The following is an 18,771-nucleotide window of genomic DNA, read 5'->3' as shown; positions in this document are numbered from 1 at the left end:
AGCTTTTGGCGAGCGCAAGCTTTGAGCCAAAACTAGAAGCGGATAGCGCGGCCCCTCCGGTTCAATTTTGAACCGGAGGGGCAACACCCTTATTTTGATAATTCAGTATAGTATTTATAAAAATATGGAATGGTTTCGATGCCCTTTAAGTAGTTCCACACCCCAAAATGTTCGTTAGGGGAGTGGATGGCATCACTATCCAAACCAAAGCCCATTAAAATGGTCTTGCTTTGCAAGACTTGCTCAAAAAGGGCCACAATGGGAATACTTCCTCCGGTTCGTTCCGGAATCGGTGTCTTTCCAAAAGTGGTTTCGTATGCTTTGGAGGCTGCTTTGTACCCGATGCTGTCCGTTTTGGTCACATAGGCCAATCCGCCATGATGGGGAGTGACTTTCACCTTAACGCTTTTTGGCGCAATGGATTCGAAATGCTTGGTGAACAATTCAGTGATTTCTTCCGGATCTTGATCCGGGACCAAACGCATGGATATTTTGGCATAGGCTTTACTGGCTATTACGGTTTTGGCACCTTCGCCGGTATAGCCACCCCAAATTCCATTGACATCCAAGGTCGGACGAATGGAGTATCGTTCAGATGTGGTATAACCTTTTTCACCATATACATCATAAATGTCCAACGCTTGCTTGTATGCATCAAGGCTAAAAGGAGCTTTAGCCATTTCGGCTCTTTCCTCATCAGAAACCGTTTCCACCTTATCATAAAAACCGGGAATGGTGATATGATTGTTCTCATCGTGAAGCGAAGCAATCATTTTGCTCAAGATGTTGATGGGATTGGGCACGGCACCACCATAAATTCCGGAATGAAGATCACGGTTTGGGCCGGTAACCTCTACTTCAACATAGCTTAATCCTCGAAGTCCAGTGGTAATGGAAGGTACGTCGTTGGCCATCATGCCCGTATCGGATATCAAGATTATGTCGTTGGACAATTTTTCTTTGTGTTCTTCCAGAAAATCGGCCAAACTATCGCTGCCCACTTCTTCCTCGCCTTCGATCATAAATTTGACGTTGCAAGGCAATTGGTTGTTCTTGATCATGAACTCCACAGCCTTTACATGCATAAACATCTGGCCTTTGTCATCACAAGACCCGCGGGCAAAAATGGCCCCTTCGGGATGTAATTCGGTTTTTTTGATGATAGGCTCAAAGGGAGGCGATTCCCAAAGTTCCATAGGGTCAGGGGGTTGCACATCGTAATGGCCATAGACCAAAATAGTGGGGAGATTGGGGTCTACGATTTTTTCCCCATAAACAACGGGATAGCCTTTGGTGTCGCAAATCTCGGTATTCTCACAACCTGCTTCAACCAAGGATTTTTCAACTGCTCTCGCCGTTTCCAAAACATCTTGAGAAAAGGCAGTGTCCGCACTAATTGATGGTATTTTTAAGAGTTCGACCAATTCAGAAATAAATCGGTCTTTATGGGTATTGATGTAGTCTTTTATTTGTTCCATGTAATCGATTAAAAGGACACTAAAAGTACAAAAAACAAGTTTTTAAATAGAGTGTCTTTCCGAATCGGAAAATTGATTTATATTTGCACACCTTTTTGCGGGTGTGGTGGAATTGGTAGACACGCTAGACTTAGGATCTAGTGCCGCAAGGCGTGGGGGTTCGACTCCCTTCACCCGCACAGCAAAGAAAAAGCCGAGATATTTCTCGGCTTTTTTGTTGTCTTTTTTTGGAGGTGCTATTCAACCGGAATGCAAAAATCAACAATGGCTTTTCTTTCGGGATGCTCGTTGAAATTGTTGTGGTAAATCTCAAACGGATTGTTTTCCGCTTTTTTATACCCGTTTTCATTCATCCATACAAAAAGACCTGTCCAAGATTTTTCGAACTCATGTAGACTAATTTCAAAACTTCCGACGATGCATTTTTGTGCTTCAATGGTAGTTAACCCAATTTTTCCTTCGACTTCGACTTCTTCATTCAATAATATGCAGGCATTCATTCTGACTTTGTCAGGTTCGGTGACTTTAAAGCTGTCAAAATAGACAGTGGCCATTTTGGTTTGCTCGCTCATGAGTCCTTTAGGGGTTGCCCATAGTATCAATTTCTGAAAAGCTCCACCCAGATTTTGAGGGCCGATGGTTGAAACATACGCCAACTCCATTTTAGGTATCTGTTTAACTTCGATTGTTGCGTTCATTTTTATCCAATTTTTTAGATTATCAATGACACAAATGTATTTTTCAAGCTCAGGATAGGGTTGACCAATCTTGCTTTCCAGTTGACGAATCTTGCTAAATCGGTTAGGGTTCTGTCTTTGAAATTCGGTTGGACTGACTCCATAGAACTTTTTAAAAGCTCTAGAAAACGAAGAAATATCACCAAAACCATGCTTAAGCGATATTTCAGTTACTGGAATGTTCTTGTGCAACAAATCCAAAGCTGATTTTTCAATCCGTCGTCTTGTCACATACTGATTCAACGTTTCATTAGTGATAAACTTAAAAACCCGATGAAAATGAAACGGAGAGAAAAAGGCAATCTCTGCAATGGTGTTAAGGGAAAGTTCAGTATCCAGATTTTCATCGATATATTCAAAAACCCGATTAATTCTAGTTGTGTAATCCGCTTGTATATTGGTATTGTTTGAAGTCATTTATAAATGAAGAGTTGGTATAAAAATACATGAAATCAATTTTTCCGCTTTACAAAATCTTCTAGAAATTCCCTATTTTTAGAAGAACCAACAATACAGCTCACAGCCTATGTACACAAGACGCATATTCCCGATAAAGGGAGTTATTCGATGGACACGAAGACATATTTTCCTTTTTCTATTATTGGGTGCTATACCGGTTTTTTTATTTGATATACTCCGATGGAAATGGCTACATGTGCCATGGCTTCCTTTAGGGGCTTTGGGTACTGCCGTTGCTTTTATTGTCAGTTTTAAGAACAATGCCTCTTATGACCGTTTGTGGGAGGCTCGAAAAATATGGGGAGGTATTGTAAATGCATCCCGTTCATGGACCATCATGGTAAAGGATTTTATAACCACTACGCATGCCAAAAGTTCAAAGGATAATGAAGAACTAAAGAAAATTAAGAGGGAATTGGTTCACCGTCACGTAGCTTGGTTGACAGCACTTCGATACCAATTGCGTAAGGACAAACCTTGGGAAATGCACCTGAAAAGCTCAAAATCGAACCGTGAGTTTAGAGCGACCCAATACACGGTTTACGAAGACACCGTACCTATTGAGGAGGCAATATCTCCATATATTTCGAAACAAGAAATGGATGAGGTTTTTGCCAAAGGAAACCAAGCTTCCCAATTGTTGGGCATTCAATCCAAGTGTTTGGGTGAATTGATGAACGAAGGACTTATCGAAGACTTCCGACATATGGAAATGATGTCGATGCTCACTGAGTTCTATACCCTTCAGGGAAAAAGTGAACGTATCAAGAATTTTCCATACCCACGCCAATTTGCCACATTAAACTATGTTTTTGTTTGGATCTTTATCCTTTTAGTGCCCTTCGGAATTATGGAAGGGTTTGAGGTTATTGGCTATAAAGTGGTGGATTATTTGCAAGCGAACCCAGCTTATTTTGAGTTTACACAAAACCTTCAGCTTTTCATTGGGAAGCACTTTGTTTGGTTTTCGATTCCTTTTAGCGCTTTGGTAGCATGGGTTTTTCATACCATGGAAGCGATAGGGGAGAATACCGAGAATCCATTTGAAGGAGGTCCGAATGACGTACCTATTACGGATTTAAGTCGAGGGATTGAAATTGATATCCGACAATTAATTGATGATGAGAATATTCCGGCTCCATACCAATGGAAGAACGACATTGTGATGTGACCTGTTAAAAAGGCAAATTCTCTAAATCTACATTTCCGCCAGAAAGAATAACTCCGATTTTTTTCTCCTTAAAGTGCTCTTTGTCTCTGATTAAAGCGGCAAGAGCAACGGCACTGGAAGGTTCGCAAACAATTTTTAGGCGTTCCCATATTAGTTGCATGGCATCTACGATTTCCGTTTCGGAAACGCGGATGATTTTGTCCACATGATTGAGGATGATTGGAAAATTTCTATCCCCCAATTGGGTTTTGAGCCCATCGGCAATGGTATTTGTTGACGTGTTGGTTTCAATTTTCCCACTTTTTAAGGAGCGGTAGGCATCGTCCACTTCAAGAGGTTCACCACCTATGGTTTTACAATTTTTTCCAAAATAATGTACTGCCAAGGCCGTTCCGGCAATAAGCCCGCCTCCACCTACCGGGGTGAATACAAAATCCAGATTAGGATGGTGCTCCAATAACTCCTTACAGGCTGTTCCCTGTCCCAAAATGACGTCATCATCATTTGAAGGGTGGATAAAGGTTGCTCCTTCACGTTGCTCAATTTCTTTTGTGGTGCTTTCCCTTGCTTCTAGGGTAGATTCACATTCTGTGATGATACCACCATATCCTTTCACAGCATTTTTTTTAACCTGCGGAGCACTTTTGGGCATCACTATAAAAGCTTTAACTCCCAAACTTTGTGCTGCTAAAGAAAGTGCTTGGGCGAAATTGCCAGAGGAATGTGTGACCACTCCATTTTCTCGTTGCGCTTGGGAAAGTTGCATAATGGCGTTGGTGGCCCCTCTCATTTTAAATGCTCCCATTTTTTGAAAGTTTTCGCACTTAAAATATACCTCGGCCTCCAAAAGTTCATTAATCAGCGTAGAAGTAAACACTTGGGTATTATGGATGAACGGCTTTATACGTTCATGACAATCAATGAGTTCTTTTTTGTCCATTAGGGTTCTTTATGTTAGAACAATACATAAAGATAAGCAGGATTACAGGATTTTGTTTGGATCCTAAAAGAGCACTCTCTGTAAATTAATGGACAACTGAGTTCTGTTGTGCCCCAACACTGTTGGAAGCTCCTTCCATGCCCAGTTCGGGTATAACCAATAAAGGAATTTGGGTATGGAATGCAGTGCGCTTAACAATCGGTTCCCGGGTCATTTTCTCCATATAGCTGTGCTGGTAATTGAGCAATGCCAGTAAATGTATGTCTAGCTCTTTGGCAAATACTTCCAAGGTTTGCGAAACTGAGTTTAACTCAGAAACCGTATGCACATAATGTTCGGTGCCGTTTAAGTATCGTCTTAACATGTTAAGGTTGAACTGTTGCAGTTCGGAAAGCGCTTTGATACCATATTGAACATGAACAATTCGAATGGTGGCCTGAAACATTTGGGCCAGTTCCAGCAGTGGATTCAATTCTGATGAAGTATAGAAGCGGTTAAAATCCGTTGCAAAGGCAACTTCTGAAGGAGTTATGAACTCAAAATGCTGTGGAATGGCCAAGACCGGACATTTTTTAGCGTTCTTAATGATCCGAACCGTATTACTTCCCATAAAAACTTCATCAATACCTGAAGCTCCCTTAGTGCCGGTAACAATCAGTTGAATGCCTTCTGAATCAACAATGTCCATAATTTCGTCAACCAATAAATTAAATGAGGAAATCATTTTGAATTCGTGATTGGGATTGCGGTACTTTTTCTTTATTTGGCTCACAGTTTTTTGTAATCCTTCTTCGGACGAATTTCTGACGGCATCAACAATGCGCACACCATCAATCATTTTAGCCATAAAACGACTACTGGGAATTACTGGCGTATACGTGTTGAGCAAATAAAAGGTACATCGCCTGGTTCGGAACAGTTGCATGGCATAGTCAATGGCATTCCATGCATTCTCTGAAAAATCGGTAGGTATTAGAACTTTTTCCATTCCATCAAAAAATAAAGATGGAATAAAATTAGATCGATGTAATAGGGAATACTATGACAAATGTCAGTTTTCGAATTTTCAACCTCAGAAACCCTCTACCATTTCGGTGAGTTTGCGCTCATCTTTGATGCCGATTCTTTTGCCCGAGGTATGAATCAATCCCTTTTTCTTGAACTCTGAGATAATTCGGATTGCGGATTCTGTGGCCGTTCCAACTACATTGGAAATGTCTTCTCTGGACAGGGTAAGCGCCAAAAAGCCTTCATCATCTTCGCCAAAATTGTTTTTAAGGTATAAAATGGCTTCGGCAACGCGCTGTTTTACGGTTTTTTGCGAAATGTTTACGATTACATCGTCCGCCTCCTTAAGGTCGTGGGCCATGTGGCGGAGTACTTCCAAAGTAAAGTTTGGATTTTTTTGCAGGGTGTGCACAATGCTTTCCTTGGGGATAAAACATACCTCCATATCATTTACTGCAACAGCAGAAAGATTGGTAGATTCTTCGGAAATTACGGAGCGCTGCCCGATAACTTCCCCTTTGGTCGCCAGCTTTACGATTTGGTCTTTTCCGTTGGCGCTTAACTTCGAAAGTTTGGAAACTCCATTTCGAACGCAGTAGACACCATTTAACTTATCACCTTCTTCAAAAAGGGACTCTCCTTTTTTTATCTTTTTTGTAGTTTTTGTATCGGAGACCTTCTTCAATTCTTCCTTGTTCATGGCTCGTAACGAATTGAACTGCCGTATTATACAATTTTCACACCTGCTTTCCATGACTAAAAATTTACCTGACGTTTAAAATTACTCCATATTTCAATAAGAAAAACTGCAATTTTTTAATTTTTTAAAATCATTTCATTTAACCCCCTTTTCGAAACGATGAAAACCTCACTTCGTTCTATTTTTATGAGCTTTTTACGTTTAAAATAGGTCAATAGATTAACGACATACTCCTGTGATGTTCCCAATACTGCAGCCATATCCTCTCTTTTTAATCTTATGAATAACTTGCCGTTAGGTTCTTGACCAAATTTGTCCGCTAGGTATAAAAGTAAACTGGCCAAACGTTTCTTGATACCATTGTGCGTGCAAAAAATAATCCTAGTATGCTCATTTATACTAATGTCTTCTACAAAAGCGTTCAGCAAGTCATTGCAGAAATCCGCATTTGTTTTTAAGTTTTGCAATATTTCGTTTTTGTCAAAACTGCAAAGAACAGTATCTGTCAAAGTGGTTGCAGATACTTTTGCACCTTTGTTGGACACAAGCGAACGTTTTCCCATGACTTCGCCTTCCCCCAAAAAGCGCAGTATGTGCTCTTGACCTAAATTATCTAGCGTACTAAACTTACAAGCACCCTCTTTAATACAATACAGTCTGTTGAGGTGTTGGTTTTCTTCAAAAACTATGGAGCCTTTGGGCAAAAAAAGTTGCTCGGAAGTTTTTACGACTTTGTCGAGTGCCTTTTTGGAAAGGGATTTAAAGTTCCGAAGTTGATGTGCCTGTATTTCAGTACACTTTCCCATAAGACAAAGATACTGGCAGTGAACTATTTAAAACCTGACAAATATCATGTTTTTTAACGATGGTAGCCCTCACCTTTGCATTAGGTATAAATGCAAATGTGTATGATTGCTTCAAAGTGTTATCATTGTGGTGATGATTGCAATCGGACAAAAGTTCTTTTTGATGACAAAGCGTTTTGTTGTAATGGATGTAAAACGGTTTATGAGATCTTTACTTCCAATGGACTTTCCAAATTCTACGATTTGGAGGCGAACGCAGGAACATCACCGAATGAGATTCCGAAAAAGTATGATTTTCTCGAAAATGAGGAGATTGTAAAGCAGTTGGTAGAGTTTGATGAGGAAGGTATCCAGGTGGTTGGTCTGAGCATACCTACCATACATTGTAGTTCGTGTATTTGGGTTTTGGAAAACCTGAACCGATTGCATCCGGCCATTAAAAATTCGCAGGTAGATTTTCCAAAGAAGACCATTCGGGTCACTTATGATGTGAACGATTTTTCATTGAAGGCTTTGGTCATGCTTTTAAGTAGCATCGGTTATGAACCGTACATTTCTTTGGAAGAATTCAATAAAAAGAATCAAAAGAAAGACAGGTCGTTAATTTATAAACTAGGCGTTGCCGGTTTTGCTTTTGGAAATGTAATGCTGCTGTCTTTTCCCGAGTATTTTGAGGTAGAGGAATTTTGGTTGGATCAATACAAACTTGTGTTTCGATGGTTGATGTTTGCATTTTCCCTTCCCGTGGTGTTTTATGCTGCACAGGATTATTTTAAGTCTGCCATAAAAGGACTTCGGTCCAAACTTTTGAATATTGATGTACCCATTGCATTAGGTGTGCTGACTTTGTTTTTGAGGAGTACCGTGGATATTGTTTTTGATTTGGGCTCTGGTTTTTTTGATAGTTTGACCGGGTTGGTGTTTTTTCTTTTGCTTGGAAAGTACTTTCAGCAAAAAACCTATTCCTTTCTTTCTTTTGAGAGGGATTATAAATCCTATTTTCCCATTGCGGTGACTCGCTTGAACACCAATGGTAAAGAAGAAAATGTACAGGTTTACAAAGTAAAAAAGGGTGACCGTTTATTGGTTCGTAACCAAGAAATCATTCCGGTTGATTGTATTTTGATGAAGGGTGATGCCGAAATCGATTACAGTTTTGTTACTGGTGAATCCCAAGCCATTTTTAAGGAATCAGGAGACAAACTTTTTGCTGGTGGCAAACAGCTTTCAGGAGTTCTTGAGGTAGAGGTTTTAAAATCTGTATCACAAAGTTATCTGACCGAACTATGGGGAAATTCGGTATTTCAGAAAGACAAAGTATCCGATTTTCAATCATTGACCGATGGTATCGGAAGACGTTTTACAATGGCAGTTTTGAGTATTGCCCTTGTAGCGAGTGTATTTTGGTTGTTCCATCAACCTAATATGGTGCTCAATGTGTTTACCGCAGTATTGATTATTGCCTGTCCATGCGCCATTGCACTTGCGGCTCCCTTCACGCTGGGAAACATGCTCCGGATTTACGGTAAATATGGATTCTATCTAAAGAATGCCAATGTCATAGAAAGACTGGCCAAGGTCGATACGGCCATTTTTGACAAAACGGGAACTATTACCACTTCAAATAAAGATGTGGTGAGTTACGAGGGAATAGAATTGACCGATGAAGAGACGGCCTTGTTAAAAACCACATTACGAGCTTCCAACCACCCTCTAAGTAGATCCTTATATAACATTCTTAAGTCAAATGACATTGAAATATTGGATGAATTTCAGGAACATACAGGTTTGGGTATTGAAGGTAGGAGCAAAGAACACAGCATTAAAGTAGGTTCTGCTGCCTATGTGGGAGAAAAAACCGTAGCCTCCCATACAAATACATCGGTCTATATCAGTGCAGATGAGGATTTTAAAGGTCGATTTGTTTTTAAGAATAAATACCGCGAAGGTGCAGAGGACCTGTTTGTTGAGCTAGGGAAATCCATGGACATTGGAATTCTATCTGGGGACAACGACGGTGAGAAAAAAAGACTGCAGTCTCTTCTGCCAGGAAAAATAAGACTGCTATTTGATCAGAAGCCTAAAGATAAGCTAGAGTACATTGCACGACTTCAGGAAACCAATACGGTGCTAATGGTTGGTGATGGTTTAAATGATGCCGGAGCTTTGGCGCAAAGCGATGTCGGTATTGCCATATCGGAAGACATTAATGTGTTTTCTCCTGCATGTGATGGTATTCTGGATGCTTCAAACTTTATCAAACTCCCCACATTTATGAAGCTCTCCCAAAAGGCCATCAAAATCATCAAAATGAGCTTTATCCTTTCACTCTGCTATAACCTTGTTGGGTTATGCTTTGCGGTTACCGGTCAGTTACAGCCCGTTGTGGCTGCTATTTTGATGCCTTTGAGCTCCATTAGTATTGTGGTGTTCACTACGCTGATGACCAATTTGCTTGGAAAAAAACTCAACTCAACTCAAAACAATAATGATTAAGACTAAACTCGAACACATTAAGGAAAAAGTAGAACCAAATGTATTGGCAATAAGTATAGGCTTGGTGTACATATGGTTTGGGACACTTAAGTTCTTCCCAAGCCTCAGCCCGGCAGAAGGATTGGCCAAAAATACCATTCACGAATTGACTTTTGGATTTTTACCCGATTCACTTTCCATTGTCTTATTGGCGATTATGGAAGTGGGTATAGGCGTTTGCTTGCTCATGAATATCTGGAGAAGACAAACAATAATAATTGCACTTTTTCACATGGCCTTGACATTTGCTCCCTTGCTATTGTTTCCTTCCGAATCTTTTCAAGAACCACCTTTGGTGCCTACACTTTTGGGACAGTATATAGGGAAGAATGTAATCATAGTAGCGGCACTTTTGACCTTGATTCAGAAGCGACCTTTGGCAACAGGGATAATTAAAAATAAAAGCTGATATATGTCATTTTTTTCAAGAAACCATCAAAGTAGTTTTACCCTCAGATTAGAATAGGTATGAGTGTTATTTATGTGTTGTTGGCAATAAGCATAAGTGTTGCAATTGTCTTTTTTGCAGCCTTTGTCCTTTCGGTAAAGAATGGACAATACGATGATGCCTATACCCCTTCGGTAAGAATGCTTTTTGAAGATGAATTATTGCCAGATGTGGATAGTGGCATTTCAGAGAACAAAGAAATCGAACAACCTAAAAGTACAAACCAATAAATATGGAAATACAACAATTTAGATACGATAACAAAATCGTACAAAAGTTTTTATACGCCACCATGCTGTGGGGCGTTGTCGGAATGCTGATAGGCCTGCTATTGGCCTTCATGTTTTTGTTTCCGAACCTAACAGACGGCATTTCTTGGTTGAGTTTTGGACGGTTACGTCCCCTTCATACCAATGCGGTGATTTTTGCCTTTGTCGGAAATGCAATTTTTGCTGGGGTGTATTACTCGACCCAGAGATTATTAAAAACCAGAATGTTCAGCGATGGACTGAGCAATTTCAATTTCTGGGGATGGCAATTGATCATTGTGGCTGCGGCCATTACCTTGCCTTTAGGGTACACGACCTCAAAAGAATACGCAGAACTGGAATGGCCCATTGATTTAGCAATTGCCGTTGTTTGGGTGGCCTTTGGTTGGAACCTCATTGGAACCATCTTTAAAAGAAGGCAGCGTCACCTCTATGTGGCTATCTGGTTTTACCTTGCCACTTTTGTGACGGTTGCCGTACTCCATATTTTCAACAGTTTGGAATTACCGGTTTCCGCATTAAAAAGTTACTCGGTTTATGCAGGGGTTCAAGATGCTTTGGTGCAGTGGTGGTACGGGCACAACGCGGTGGCCTTCTTTTTAACAACTCCGTTCTTAGGGTTGATGTATTATTTTGTCCCTAAAGCGGCAAACAGACCTATTTATTCGTATAGATTGTCCATTGTTCACTTTTGGTCATTGATATTCATTTATATCTGGGCTGGTCCGCACCACTTATTGTATTCCTCTTTACCAGATTGGGCGCAAAATTTAGGTGTTGTTTTCTCAGTAATGTTGATAGCTCCTTCATGGGGTGGTATGATCAACGGTTTGTTAACACTTCGTGGGGTATGGGATAAAGTGCGTAGCGATGCTACATTGAAATTTATGGTCGTTGCTATTACTGGCTATGGTATGGCAACTTTTGAAGGTCCTATGTTGTCCTTGAAAAATGTAAATGCCATCGCTCACTTTAGTGACTGGATCATTGCTCACGTACACGTAGGAGCCTTGGCGTGGAATGGTTTCCTGACTTTCGGAATGATTTATTGGTTAGTGCCCAAAATGTTCAAAACCACATTGTACTCAAAGAGTTTGGCCAACTTTCACTTTTGGATAGGCACTTTGGGAATCATACTATACGCATTGCCCATGTACGTTGCAGGTTTTACCCAAGCATTGATGTGGAAAGAATTTAATCCTGATGGAACTTTGGTTTATGGAAACTTCTTGGAGACCGTTACCCAAATTATTCCCATGTATTGGATGAGGGCCATCGGAGGAACTATGTTCATCGTGGGAATGCTGATTATGATTTATAACGTTGTTGTAACCATCAAGAAAGGAAGTAGGGTCGAGGATGAATTGGCTGAAGCTCCAGCGTTGACCAAAGTTTCAAAAAGACGTGTAGCTGGTGAGACTTTCCATAATTGGTTGGAAAGAAAACCGGTTCAATTGACCATATTGGCTACGATAGCCATTTTGATTGGGGGAATCATTCAGATTGTACCAACGATTTTGGTAAAATCTAACATCCCTACGATTACTAGTGTAAAACCGTATACACCATTGGAATTGGAAGGGCGGGACCTTTACATACGTGAAGGATGTGTAGGTTGTCACTCCCAGATGATCAGACCATTTAGAAGCGAGGTGGAGCGCTACGGCGAGTATGCCAAAGCTGGAGAGTTCGTTTACGATCACCCTTTCCTTTGGGGAAGTAAACGTACAGGCCCAGACCTACTTCGTGTAGGCGGAAAATATTCTGATAATTGGCACTTAAGCCATATGTATGACCCTCAAATAACTTCACCAGGGTCCATAATGCCGGCCTACCAATGGTTGGTTCAAAATGAACACGATAGAAGCGATGTGCAAAGCAAAATGGAAGCTATGGTGAAACTGGGAGTACCTTATACCGATGAGGATATTGCAAATGCACCGCAATCCATGGCAGAACAGGCTGAGCAAATCGAGAAAAATCTGTATGCAGACCCAGAGTTTGCGAGAACTTATGAAGCAGATAAGAAATATGCAAGGGAAAATGGTGAGGATTTTATAGAGATGCGCGATCGAGAAATTGTATCTCTGATTGCGTATCTGCAACGATTGGGTACAGATATCAAAATTCAGAATACAGAAGAATTAATCTCTCAAAACAAAGAATAAAAGAACTCAGATGACAGAAACAAGAAATAAGATGGGGGAAACAAAGCTTTAAAGATTTCCTATCTGACATCTCAAATCTGACATCTCAAATCTAATTAATGTCATGTTGAAATTTGTAAAAAACCATATGGAAAGTATCGAGGGTATCGCTAGTTACCCGATGATATCACTATTGATCTTCTTCGTGTTTTTTGTTTTGCTGTTTTGGTGGGTTTTTACCGCCTCCAAAGCACATATCAAAGAGATGGGAGAATTGCCTTTAGATAACGATCAACACAACAAACTATAGTATTATGAACACAAGAACACCATGGTGGATACGTATTCCAGTATTATTCTTCCTGATATTCGGGTTGATGGAATATTTTATTGATTCTGGAGATAAACCGGCAATTATCGAATATCCAATTACGCAGTTGTTCCTGCTGTTGGTTTTAATGATTCTGATTGCCATAGAACTGATATTGCATTCTATTGAAAATGTGATGTTTCAGACACTTTCTGAAGAAGGTAAGGCAAAATACTTGGCTTCAAAGAATAAGAAGCTTGAATGGAAGTGGGCCAAGCGTGTATATCAAAACTTGACAAAGAGCCGTGCCATTGAACAGGAAAAAGACATCATAATGGACCATAATTATGATGGTATCCGGGAATTGGATAATGTATTACCACCCTGGTGGGTGTACCTTTTCTATGGAACCATTGTATTTAGTGTAATCTATTTGGTTAGATTCCACATCGCAGGGGATTATACTCAAGCGGAAGAATATGAACAAGAAGTGGCGGCTGCGAGAATCGCCATTGAAAAATACAAGAAGACCGCTAAGGATCTGGTCGATGCCAATACCGTTGAATTTCTTTCCGAAGCAGCCGATTTAGCTGCAGGTGAAAAAATATTTACCACCAATTGTGTTGCCTGTCACATGGCAGATGGAGGTGGAGGAATTGGGCCCAACCTGACCGATGAACATTGGATTCTGGGTGGTGGAATCAAAAATATTTTTACCACTGTTTCTGAAGGTGGGCGTGATGGAAAAGGAATGATTGCTTGGAAGCAAAGCTTAAAACCTTTGGAAATCGCACAGGTTTCGAGTTATATAATAACCTTGAAGGGTACTACACCAGCTAACCCCAAAGCTCCAGAAGGAGAAGTTTGGGTAGATTCAGAATCAGCTAATTAAGTTGGAATGAAACACCTCCTCCTTTTAAAGAGGAGGTGTCCGAAGCACGGAGGCACTGATAAAACATTACAATGGAAGAGAATTTTAGGGACTCCATAGGAACGATTAACGAAGAAGGCAAAAGGGCTTGGATATTTCCCAAAAAGCCAAGCGGACGCTTTTTTAAATATCGCAAATATGTGAGTTACGGTCTGCTGTTGTTTCTATTTGCCTCTCCGTTTATAAAGATCAATGGCCACCAGTTTCTGTTGTTCAATGTTTTGGAACGACGCTTCAATATCTTTGGATTTCCTTTTTGGCCCCAAGATTTTCATTTGGTCGTGGTTTCCATGATTGCTGGAGTAATATTTATCGCATTGTTTACGGTTGCTTACGGAAGGATTTTTTGTGGATGGATGTGTCCCCAAACCATTTTTATGGAAATGGTTTTTCGTAGGATAGAGTTTTGGATTGATGGAGACCGTGGAGCTCAGATGCGTTTGGCTAAGTCTGAATGGAATGCTAAAAAGATTCGTAAAAGACTGTTGAAATGGACCATCTTTTTCATCATTTCGTTTTTGATTGCGAATATTTTCTTGGGCTATCTCATTGGAAGTGATAAACTCATTCGGTACATATTTGATGGTCCTACAGCTCATTTGGGCACCATGGTTCCACTATTGATTTTTACAGGCGTCTTTTATTTTGTCTTTGCTTGGTTCAGGGAGCAAGTCTGCATCATTGCATGTCCCTACGGAAGGTTGCAAGGAGTGCTTCTGGATGATAAATCCATTGTTGTGGCCTATGATCATAAAAGGGGAGAAGGTGAAAATGGGCGCAAAAAATTTCGCAAGAATGAAGATCGCGAAGCGTTAGGTCATGGTGATTGTATAGATTGTTTTCAGTGCGTGAATGTCTGTCCAACAGGGATTGACATTCGAAACGGAACCCAGCTAGAATGTGTAAACTGCACGGCATGTATCGATGAGTGCGACCATATCATGGACAGCATCAAAAAGCCTCGTGGACTGATTCGTTATGCAAGCGAGGACGAGATAAACAAAAAATCCAAATTCAAATTTACCGCTCGGATGAAGGGCTATACGGCCGTTTTGATTGTGCTTGTAGGTATTTTAATAGGAATGTTATTCTTGAGAAATGATGTAGAGGCCAACATATTACGCCTTCCTGGTCAGTTGTACGAACGAAAAGAAAACAACATTATCAGCAATGTGTACACCTATAAATTGGTAAACAAAACCTCAAAAGATATCGATGGGGTAAGTTTTAAGCTTATGTCCCATAAAGGAACCATAAAGATAGTTTCTGGGGAAAACTTTAGGGTCCCAGCTGAGAAAATAGCTGAAGGAACATTGTTTATAGAGATCAATAATTCGGCATTGACTGGAGATAAAGATAAGTTGAGAATCGGAGTTTATAGCGGTGATAAGCTTATAGAGACTACGGTAACCCAATTTTTGGCTCCGAGAAGTTATAATTAAAAAAAAATTAAGATGAAAATAAACTGGGGAACAGGAATAGTGATTGCGTTCATCGCTTTTATAGCGTTTATACTATACTTTGTGATTCGGATGAGTACTGATGACCAAGCAAACCATGATTTGGTCACGCAGGAATATTATAAGCGGGAATTGGCTTATCAAAAGGAAATCGACGCATCCAAATCGGCGATGGAACTGGGAGCCAAACTTAAACTGGAGAAATCAGAAGAAGGAATAACCATCTTTTTCCCTGAGAAATTCGACCCAAAAAAAATTACGGGAATAGTGTCCCTTTACAGACCGTCTAACAAGCATTTGGATTTAGACTTTCCTTTAAGTTTGTCCAAAACACATTTGCTCATACCTGACAATAGCTTGGTGGACGGTCGCTGGGACATTACCATCAAATGGCAATACGAAGGAAACAATTTTTTGTTCAAGGAACGATTAACTTATTAATTAATGTTGATATCAGCGCTGATATTGGGTTTTTTGGGAAGCTTGCACTGCTTGGGTATGTGTGGGCCCATTGCTTTTATGTTACCGCTTGATCATCAAAATAATTTCAAAAAACTGGTTCAGGTTTCTATTTATCATATGGGGCGTCTTATGGCTTATGGTGTAATAGGAATTCTGTTCGGACTATTGGGTAAGGGGCTGTCTTTATTCGGAATTCAGCAAAAACTTTCCATTGTAGTTGGTGTGATAATGATACTGTTGGTTGTAATTCCTACGAAATATTTTGCAACCAATGTCTTGTCCAAACCCATTTACTCAATTTTGGGAAAAGTTAAATCTCGATTGGGAATGGAGCTAAATAAAAAAACACCGGATGCTTTGTTGACCATTGGGTTTTTAAACGGTTTCTTACCGTGTGGGCTAGTATATATGGCGTTATTGGGGGCGATTGCTTATGGTAACGCGTTGCAAGGAGGGCTGTATATGGTTTTGTTTGGGGCTGGTACCATTCCTTTGATGACAGCAGTAGTGTTTTCCAGAGGGTTTTTCAATGGCCCCTTAAAGGCAAGGTTTCGTAAATTAATTCCTGTATTCGTGGTGCTTATAGGTGCATTGTTCATAATTCGAGGATTGGGATTGGGAATTCCGTACGTTTCGCCAAAACCGATATCTACTGATTCTGTTTCCGCTAACATAGAATGCCATCAACCATAAATGGCTTTACGTAAATTCATAAAAACATAATAAATGAAAATAACATCTGCTCAAGAAGCGGTAAGTATAGTCGAATCAGGTAATCGAGTCTTTTTTCAAGGCGCGGCCATGACTCCGAACATATTGATTGATGCCCTTTGTGATAGGCATCAGGAAATCAAAAATGTTGAAATTGTTTCTATTCATACAGAAGGTGATGCCAGGTACACCAAGGCTCCTTGTAATGAGAGTTTTTATATGAACAGCTTGTTCGTTGGTGGGAATGTTCGCAAGTCAATCAATGGGCCAAATGGCGCTTACGTACCTATTTTTTTAAGCGAAATCCATTTATTGTTCAGAAGAAATATTTTACCGTTGAATGTGGCCTTTATTCAGGTGTCTCCACCAGATAAACATGGGTATTGTTCATTGGGGGTTTCTGTTGATGTTGCCCTTCCCGCTATTGAAACGGCCAAAAAAGTGGTTGCACAAATAAACCCGCAAGTACCCCGCTCACATGGGGATGGTATCATTCATATCGATAATATAAACTACGCCATTGAAGTGGACTGTCCTATTCATGAACACGAACCAACAGAAATCTCGAAGGTGGAACATGAAATTGGAGGGCATGTGGCCTCTTTGATTGAGGACGGAGCCACTTTGCAAATGGGGATTGGAAACATTCCGAACGCTGTTTTATCCAATTTAAGTAATCATAAACGCTTGGGTATCCATACAGAAATGTTTTCGGATGGAGTTCTACCTCTTATTGAAACAGGAGTGATTACCGGGGAAGAAAAAAAGGTAAAGCAGGGAAAGATTGTCAGCTGTTTCGCCGTAGGGTCACGAAGGTTATACGATTTTATTGATGACAATCCCGTTTGTGATTTTCGGGAAGCAGCCTATACCAATGACACTGCCAAGATTAGAAGAAATCCTAAAGTAACTGCCATAAACAGTGCCATTGAAATTGATTTGACCGGACAGGTATGTGCCGACACTATTGGAGGATTTCAATTCTCAGGTGTGGGAGGGCAAATGGATTTTATCAGGGGGGCATCACTTTCCGAAGGTGGAAAACCTATTTTCGCCATGCCTTCGATTACCCATAAAGGAATTTCCAAGATTACACCGTATTTAAAGGAAGGAGCTGGGGTCACTACCACCAGAGCTCACGTGCACTATGTGGCAACCGAAAATGGGGTGGTCAATCTTTATGGCAAGAATCTGAAACAACGAGCCAAGGCATTGATATCCATTGCACATCCTGACCATCAGGAGGCTTTGGATAAAGCAGCTTTTGAAAGGTTTAAAGGCTAATCGATTAGTTATTTTTCACAAAAAAGGGAAGCTAGACGACTTCCCCTTTGTTTTTGAAATTTAAATACTAAAAACTAAACCAAATTCATATTTTAAAGGTGATTACCGGAGTTTTGGAATGATTGGCTATATCTTCTCCAATACTTCCCATAAAAAAATGTGACAATCCTCTTCTTCCATGGGTTGGAATTCCTATAAGGTTTGCGGCGACCGATTCACTGTAATTCAAGACTCCTTTTTCCACCGAGTAGTCATTATAAATATCAACCTCTAGCCCCAGAGTGGCCATGTTCAAGAGCTTGGATATCCTAGAGTAGGCATCTTCATTGCTTAAGAACTCATCTCCCGGAGTATTGATATAGACAAGATGTAATTGCGACTTGAACAATTTTGCAATTTCCACTGCTTTTTTGAGCACAGCTACGTTTTCTTCTTTAAAGTCGCAAGCGAACACAAATCGGTCAATTTTGAAATTGTCATTATCATCTTTTATCACCAAAACCGGTATATCCGAAGTTCTTACCACACGTTCTGTGTTTGACCCTATGAATATTTCCTGAAGTCCGTCTGTGCCGTGTGATCCCATGACTATAAGGTCTGCATTGTGTTTTTGTGCCAACTCATTGACTTCACTGAAGACTTTATAATGTTTAATGACCGGGGTTACCTTTACATCTTTCATGTAAGGTTTGTCCAAAAATTCGGTAAACCGCTTTTCCCCTATTCTGATTAAATGAACTATTTGTTCTTGCGATACATAACCTGATTCGCTCATGATTGCGGGCGAGAGTTCGAGCATATGCAGTATCAATAGTTCGGCATTGTTATCTTTTGACAAGTTTGCCGCCACTTTTAGAGCTTTTTCCGATTGCTCTGAAAAATCTACAGGTACGATAATGTTTTTCATTGGATTTG

At 40.3% G+C, this 18,771-nt stretch carries 18 protein-coding genes and 1 tRNA gene; 12 read left to right on the top strand and 7 right to left on the bottom strand.

The features are described 5' to 3' along the window. Positions 1–89 precede the first annotated feature (89 nt). Entirely contained in the window at positions 90–1,478 is a 1,389-nt protein-coding gene (locus E4661_RS11825; RefSeq protein WP_136467609.1) for a dipeptidase, read from the bottom strand. 97 nt (positions 1,479–1,575) lie between these two features. On the opposite strand from E4661_RS11825, the gene E4661_RS11820 reads away from it, so the two are divergent. After that, a tRNA-Leu gene (locus tag E4661_RS11820) sits at positions 1,576–1,657 on the top strand. Between the two features lie 57 nt (positions 1,658–1,714). Here E4661_RS11820 and E4661_RS11815 read toward each other — a convergent pair. Next, positions 1,715–2,632, bottom strand: a complete 918-nt coding sequence (locus tag E4661_RS11815) for an AraC family transcriptional regulator (protein ID WP_136467607.1) — start codon at positions 2,630–2,632, stop codon at positions 1,715–1,717. 109 nt (positions 2,633–2,741) lie between these two features. Between E4661_RS11815 and E4661_RS11810 the strand changes: the two genes are divergently transcribed. Next, positions 2,742–3,845, top strand: a complete 1,104-nt coding sequence (locus E4661_RS11810) for a bestrophin family protein (RefSeq protein WP_136467605.1) — start codon at positions 2,742–2,744, stop codon at positions 3,843–3,845. A gap of 4 nt (positions 3,846–3,849) precedes the next feature. Here the strand turns inward: E4661_RS11810 and E4661_RS11805 are convergent, their stop codons facing one another. The 4 genes from E4661_RS11805 to E4661_RS11790 all read right to left on the bottom strand — a co-directional run bounded on the left by E4661_RS11805 (position 3,850) and on the right by E4661_RS11790 (position 7,299). Further along, positions 3,850–4,785, bottom strand: a complete 936-nt coding sequence (locus E4661_RS11805) for a threonine/serine dehydratase (protein ID WP_136467603.1) — start codon at positions 4,783–4,785, stop codon at positions 3,850–3,852. 85 nt (positions 4,786–4,870) lie between these two features. Beyond that, a complete protein-coding gene (locus E4661_RS11800; protein ID WP_136467601.1) occupies positions 4,871–5,773 on the bottom strand; it encodes a universal stress protein in 903 nt (300 codons plus the stop codon). Positions 5,774–5,857: 84 nt separating this feature from the next. Next, positions 5,858–6,547 carry a Crp/Fnr family transcriptional regulator gene (locus E4661_RS11795; RefSeq protein WP_136467599.1) on the bottom strand — a complete coding sequence of 230 codons (690 nt, stop codon included), beginning with the start codon at positions 6,545–6,547 and terminating at the stop codon, positions 5,858–5,860. 62 nt (positions 6,548–6,609) lie between these two features. Next, on the bottom strand, positions 6,610–7,299 hold the full coding sequence (locus E4661_RS11790; RefSeq protein WP_136467597.1) for a Crp/Fnr family transcriptional regulator: 690 nt from the start codon (positions 7,297–7,299) through the stop codon (positions 6,610–6,612). 102 nt (positions 7,300–7,401) lie between these two features. Here E4661_RS11790 and E4661_RS11785 point away from each other — a divergent pair, with 102 nt between their 5' ends. From E4661_RS11785 to E4661_RS11740, 10 genes are all read left to right on the top strand, one after another. Beyond that, on the top strand, positions 7,402–9,795 hold the full coding sequence (locus E4661_RS11785) for a heavy metal translocating P-type ATPase (RefSeq protein WP_136467595.1): 2,394 nt from the start codon (positions 7,402–7,404) through the stop codon (positions 9,793–9,795). Continuing rightward, positions 9,788–10,243, top strand: a complete 456-nt coding sequence (locus tag E4661_RS11780; protein WP_136467593.1) for a hypothetical protein — start codon at positions 9,788–9,790, stop codon at positions 10,241–10,243. Before E4661_RS11785 ends, E4661_RS11780 begins: the two co-directional genes overlap by 8 nt. A 59-nt stretch (positions 10,244–10,302) precedes the next feature. Then, on the top strand, positions 10,303–10,512 hold the full coding sequence (gene ccoS, locus E4661_RS11775; protein WP_136467591.1) for a cbb3-type cytochrome oxidase assembly protein CcoS: 210 nt from the start codon (positions 10,303–10,305) through the stop codon (positions 10,510–10,512). Positions 10,513–10,514: 2 nt separating this feature from the next. Continuing rightward, positions 10,515–12,719: a cytochrome-c oxidase, cbb3-type subunit I gene (gene ccoN, locus E4661_RS11770; protein WP_136467589.1), complete on the top strand. Its 2,205-nt coding sequence runs from the start codon at positions 10,515–10,517 to the stop codon at positions 12,717–12,719. Between the two features lie 103 nt (positions 12,720–12,822). Next, positions 12,823–13,008 (top strand): CcoQ/FixQ family Cbb3-type cytochrome c oxidase assembly chaperone, encoded by a 186-nt coding sequence (locus E4661_RS19425; protein WP_136467587.1) that lies wholly within the window; start codon positions 12,823–12,825, stop codon positions 13,006–13,008. A gap of 4 nt (positions 13,009–13,012) precedes the next feature. Next, positions 13,013–13,900, top strand: coding sequence for a cbb3-type cytochrome c oxidase N-terminal domain-containing protein (locus E4661_RS11760; protein ID WP_136467585.1), 888 nt, complete (start codon positions 13,013–13,015; stop codon positions 13,898–13,900). Between the two features lie 71 nt (positions 13,901–13,971). Continuing rightward, positions 13,972–15,381, top strand: a complete 1,410-nt coding sequence (ccoG, locus tag E4661_RS11755; protein ID WP_136467582.1) for a cytochrome c oxidase accessory protein CcoG — start codon at positions 13,972–13,974, stop codon at positions 15,379–15,381. Between the two features lie 12 nt (positions 15,382–15,393). Next, complete coding sequence (locus E4661_RS11750) at positions 15,394–15,840, top strand: FixH family protein (RefSeq protein WP_136467580.1); 447 nt, start codon at positions 15,394–15,396, stop codon at positions 15,838–15,840. Between the two features lie 3 nt (positions 15,841–15,843). After that, positions 15,844–16,554 carry a sulfite exporter TauE/SafE family protein gene (locus tag E4661_RS11745; RefSeq protein WP_136467578.1) on the top strand — a complete coding sequence of 237 codons (711 nt, stop codon included), beginning with the start codon at positions 15,844–15,846 and terminating at the stop codon, positions 16,552–16,554. 33 nt (positions 16,555–16,587) lie between these two features. Next, positions 16,588–17,856, top strand: coding sequence for an acetyl-CoA hydrolase/transferase family protein (locus E4661_RS11740; protein ID WP_136467575.1), 1,269 nt, complete (start codon positions 16,588–16,590; stop codon positions 17,854–17,856). An 85-nt stretch (positions 17,857–17,941) separates the two neighbouring features. Here E4661_RS11740 and E4661_RS11735 read toward each other — a convergent pair whose 3' ends face one another. Continuing rightward, positions 17,942–18,763 carry a universal stress protein gene (locus E4661_RS11735; RefSeq protein ID WP_136467573.1) on the bottom strand — a complete coding sequence of 274 codons (822 nt, stop codon included), beginning with the start codon at positions 18,761–18,763 and terminating at the stop codon, positions 17,942–17,944. Positions 18,764–18,771 lie beyond the last annotated feature (8 nt).

The organism is Flagellimonas onchidii (genome assembly GCF_004804315.1).
Taxonomy (GTDB): domain Bacteria; phylum Bacteroidota; class Bacteroidia; order Flavobacteriales; family Flavobacteriaceae; genus Flagellimonas; species Flagellimonas onchidii.
The sequence above is the reverse complement of the archived record's forward strand: the minus strand, read 5'-3'. Positions and strand labels throughout refer to the sequence as shown.

Bases quoted from the DNA above. Each gene is read 5' to 3' on its own strand.
- E4661_RS11825 (WP_136467609.1), bottom strand. From the start codon at position 1,478: ATGGAACAAATAAAAGACTACATCAATACCCATAAAGACCGATTTATT.
- E4661_RS11815 (WP_136467607.1), bottom strand. From the start codon at position 2,632: ATGACTTCAAACAATACCAATATACAAGCGGATTACACAACTAGAATT.
- E4661_RS11810 (WP_136467605.1), top strand. From the start codon at position 2,742: ATGTACACAAGACGCATATTCCCGATAAAGGGAGTTATTCGATGGACA.
- E4661_RS11805 (WP_136467603.1), bottom strand. From the start codon at position 4,785: ATGGACAAAAAAGAACTCATTGATTGTCATGAACGTATAAAGCCGTTC.
- E4661_RS11800 (WP_136467601.1), bottom strand. From the start codon at position 5,773: ATGGAAAAAGTTCTAATACCTACCGATTTTTCAGAGAATGCATGGAAT.
- E4661_RS11795 (WP_136467599.1), bottom strand. From the start codon at position 6,547: ATGGAAAGCAGGTGTGAAAATTGTATAATACGGCAGTTCAATTCGTTA.
- E4661_RS11790 (WP_136467597.1), bottom strand. From the start codon at position 7,299: ATGGGAAAGTGTACTGAAATACAGGCACATCAACTTCGGAACTTTAAA.
- E4661_RS11785 (WP_136467595.1), top strand. From the start codon at position 7,402: ATGATTGCTTCAAAGTGTTATCATTGTGGTGATGATTGCAATCGGACA.
- E4661_RS11780 (WP_136467593.1), top strand. From the start codon at position 9,788: ATGATTAAGACTAAACTCGAACACATTAAGGAAAAAGTAGAACCAAAT.
- ccoS (WP_136467591.1), top strand. From the start codon at position 10,303: ATGAGTGTTATTTATGTGTTGTTGGCAATAAGCATAAGTGTTGCAATT.
- ccoN (WP_136467589.1), top strand. From the start codon at position 10,515: ATGGAAATACAACAATTTAGATACGATAACAAAATCGTACAAAAGTTT.
- E4661_RS19425 (WP_136467587.1), top strand. From the start codon at position 12,823: ATGTTGAAATTTGTAAAAAACCATATGGAAAGTATCGAGGGTATCGCT.
- E4661_RS11760 (WP_136467585.1), top strand. From the start codon at position 13,013: ATGAACACAAGAACACCATGGTGGATACGTATTCCAGTATTATTCTTC.
- ccoG (WP_136467582.1), top strand. From the start codon at position 13,972: ATGGAAGAGAATTTTAGGGACTCCATAGGAACGATTAACGAAGAAGGC.
- E4661_RS11750 (WP_136467580.1), top strand. From the start codon at position 15,394: ATGAAAATAAACTGGGGAACAGGAATAGTGATTGCGTTCATCGCTTTT.
- E4661_RS11745 (WP_136467578.1), top strand. From the start codon at position 15,844: ATGTTGATATCAGCGCTGATATTGGGTTTTTTGGGAAGCTTGCACTGC.
- E4661_RS11740 (WP_136467575.1), top strand. From the start codon at position 16,588: ATGAAAATAACATCTGCTCAAGAAGCGGTAAGTATAGTCGAATCAGGT.
- E4661_RS11735 (WP_136467573.1), bottom strand. From the start codon at position 18,763: ATGAAAAACATTATCGTACCTGTAGATTTTTCAGAGCAATCGGAAAAA.